General features: G+C 52.0%; 3 protein-coding genes. 2 read left to right on the top strand and 1 reads right to left on the bottom strand.

Annotated features, from left to right (window positions below; genetic code table 11):
* Window positions 1-250: hypothetical protein (locus tag PHU49_16500; protein ID MDD5245610.1), on the bottom strand; the 250-nt coding region annotated here is incomplete at its 3' end.
* A gap of 317 nt (window positions 251-567) precedes the next feature.
* On the opposite strand from PHU49_16500, the gene amrB reads away from it, so the two are divergent.
* Both amrB and cysK read left to right on the top strand, forming a co-directional pair.
* Complete coding sequence (gene amrB, locus PHU49_16495; protein MDD5245609.1) at window positions 568-1,770, top strand: AmmeMemoRadiSam system protein B; 1,203 nt, start codon at window positions 568-570, stop codon at window positions 1,768-1,770.
* A 332-nt stretch (window positions 1,771-2,102) separates the two neighbouring features.
* Window positions 2,103-2,989, top strand: an 887-nt coding sequence (gene cysK / locus PHU49_16490; GenBank protein MDD5245608.1) for a cysteine synthase A, incomplete at its 3' end; no start/stop codon positions are given.

The raw sequence follows: 2,989 nt of genomic DNA, 5'->3' as shown, positions 1-2,989 counted from the left end.
TGACGACGAGACCCCGTAAGTACGCCTTGAGCCGGTCGTCCCGGTACTCACCCCCGCCGCCTTCTCCATCCCAGATCGCGTTGGGGTAAAGCTGTTTGCCCATGGCGATCTCCTGTTCCTCCGAGACGAGCATCAGCTGGTTCTGGCCTGTTACAGGGTTGACCGCGCAACTGCTGAAAAGAGTAAAGGTGAGGAAAAGGAGAGGAATTACCAACATAAGCCGCAAGGCCCTTGTACTCGCGTGCTCCATATATCCATTATTGTATCCTTTTAGCCCGGTTTGTCAAGTTTGAAGGAACCGATAGCGTGAAAAGTGAAACGTGAAAAGTGAAAGGTGGGGAAACCCGTAATTCGTGAATCGTAATTCGTAATTGGATGAAACCGGTGAAAGGCGAAAGGTGTCATTGCGAGCGGAGCGCGGCAATCTCATTCAATAGATTATGCCCTATAGACCGCCACGTCGCTTTGCTCCTCGCGATGACTATAAAGAGTAAGCTCCATGTCTTTCGATATACTATCTACGATATACTATTCACTATTTACTGCTTCCATGGTATATAGACTGATATGGAAAATCCAAGGTTGAGATGGATTGAGGCACATCCGATTGTTCAGGACGGCAAAGAACTGATACTCCTCAGGGACATGGAAGGTATAACGGAGAACGCCTTCATTGTGCCGAGGGAAGTGGCCTTCATGATCTCCCTCATGGATGGGACAAGGGCCATCAGGGACATCCAGGAGGAATATATGAGGGTTTCCGGTGAACTGGTCTACTTAGAGCATATCCAGGGGCTTGTTGATGCCCTCGATTCCAACCTCCTTCTCTTCAATGAGCATTACACGGATTGCCTCGCGCAGATGCGCGAGGAATATGCGAAGACCCCGGTAAGGGAACCCTTTCTCGCCGGAAAGAGTTATGCAGCAAACAGGATGGAACTGCTTACGTTCCTCGATGAGATGTTTAAGGGGACAGAGGGCAACAAATATACAGGCCAGGAGATAACCGGTATCCTCGCCCCCCACATAGATTATCCGAGAGGCGTGGAGGTCTACAGGGAGACCTACAGGTACCTGAGGTCTGTCGAAAAACCCCTCATCATTATCCTGGGGACATGCCATCGCCCTACCGAGGGAATCTGGAGCATATCGGTAAAGGATTTTGCAACGCCCCTCGATGTTATTCCCCACCCGGAAGGACTGTGCAGCCTGATATGTGAAAATGATGTTCTGAAACGGTATATCGATGAATGGCCGCACAGGAGCGAACATTCCATTGAGCTTCAACTCCCGCTTATCCAGTTCATGGCGCACAATGATTTCGAGATGCTCCCCATCCTCACCGGCTCTATGCAGGAATTCATAGACGGGCAAAAAGGCATTGACGACGGGGAGATCGCCGGAATTGTCGAGAATTTCAAGTCGGTCCTCGACAACTACGGCAAACCATATATCATTATCTCCGGCGCTGATCTTGCGCACATCGGGGCACAGTTCGGGGACCGGTACGCGCTCGACATCGGTACCCTTGCAGGTTCGAAAGGAAAGGACGAAACGATCCTCGATTCTGTGAAAAATGTCGATCCGAAAGGATTTTTCGAGGCAATAAGGGCGGAGAGGGATTCAAGGAGGATATGCGGTCTCACGCCGATCTTTTTCCAGCTCTGCCTGCTGCAGGACAGCCTGTGCGACGTCGTCAGCTATAAACAGTGGACAGACGGCAAATCCTCGGTGAGCTTCGCAGGCGGGGTGTTTTATAAGAAACCATAAGCAAATATCGTGAAACGTGAAAGGTCATAGGTGAGAGGCAATAGGCGAGAGGTGAGAGGTGATAGGTCATTGCGAGCGTAGCGCGGGGTAGTGTCATTGCGAGCACCTTTCCCTATGTCATTGCGAGCGTAGCGCGGCAATCTCATCTTTTGAGATCGCCACGTCGCTTTGCTCCTCGCGATGACAACAAAGAGTATGGCTCCTCGCGATGACAACAAAGAGTATGGCTCCTCGCGATGACAACAAAGAGTATGGCTCCTCGCGATGACAGTACGATTAAATAACCTTGAACCTTGAACATAGAACGTTGAACAGTTTTCAGAGGATGAGATATGAAAAGGATCTATGAAGACAACTCATATTCGATCGGGAGGACTCCGCTTGTACGGCTCAATAAGGTGACCGGCGGTGCAAAGGCAACTGTCCTGGCGAAGATCGAAGGCAGAAACCCCGCGTACTCGGTTAAATGCCGTGTAGGCGCCGCAATGATCTGGGATGCGGAAAAGACCGGGAGACTGAAACCGGGTATGGAGATCATCGAGCCCACGTCGGGGAATACCGGGATCGCACTCGCCTTTGTCGCCGCGGCACGGGGCTATAAGATTACCCTCACCATGCCGGAGACGATGAGCATCGAGCGCAGGAAGGTCTTAAAGGCCCTCGGCGCTGATATTATTCTCATCGAGGGGACAAAAGGCATGAAGGGTGCTATTGATAAGGCCGAAGCGATCGCAAAGGGCGACCCGTCACGATACTTCCTCCCGCAGCAGTTTGAAAACCCTGCAAATCCGGCCATCCATGAGGCAACGACGGCGGTGGAGATATGGGATGATACGGAAGGGAAGATGGATGTATTGGTCTGCGGTGTCGGTACCGGTGGGACAATAACCGGTGTAAGCCGTTATTTCAAGAAGACCAGAGGTAAAAATATCACCTCCGTTGCCGTAGAGCCGATTCATTCACCGGTACTTACTCAAGTGAGAAACGGTGAGGAGCTAAAACCAGGTCCACACACAATCCAGGGTATCGGCGCCGGCTTCGTGCCGAAGGTGCTCGACCTCTCTCTTGTTGACAGGATCGAGACTGTAAGCAACGACGAGGCCATGTTGATGGCGCGCCGCCTTGCGCGGGAAGAGGGTATCTTAAGCGGCATATCCTGCGGCGCCGCGACGCACGTCGCAATACGCATCGCCCATGAACCGGCAAACGCGGGGAAGAT

The sequence above is a fragment of the Syntrophorhabdaceae bacterium genome, from assembly GCA_028713955.1.
GTDB lineage: Bacteria > Desulfobacterota > Syntrophorhabdia > Syntrophorhabdales > Syntrophorhabdaceae > UBA5609.
Note: the sequence above shows the minus strand (reverse complement) of the source record. Positions and strands in the feature narration are given on the sequence as shown.

Excerpts from the sequence above, each read along its gene's own strand:
- amrB (MDD5245609.1), top strand. The coding sequence starts at position 568 with ATGGAAAATCCAAGGTTGAGATGGATTGAGGCACATCCGATTGTTCAG.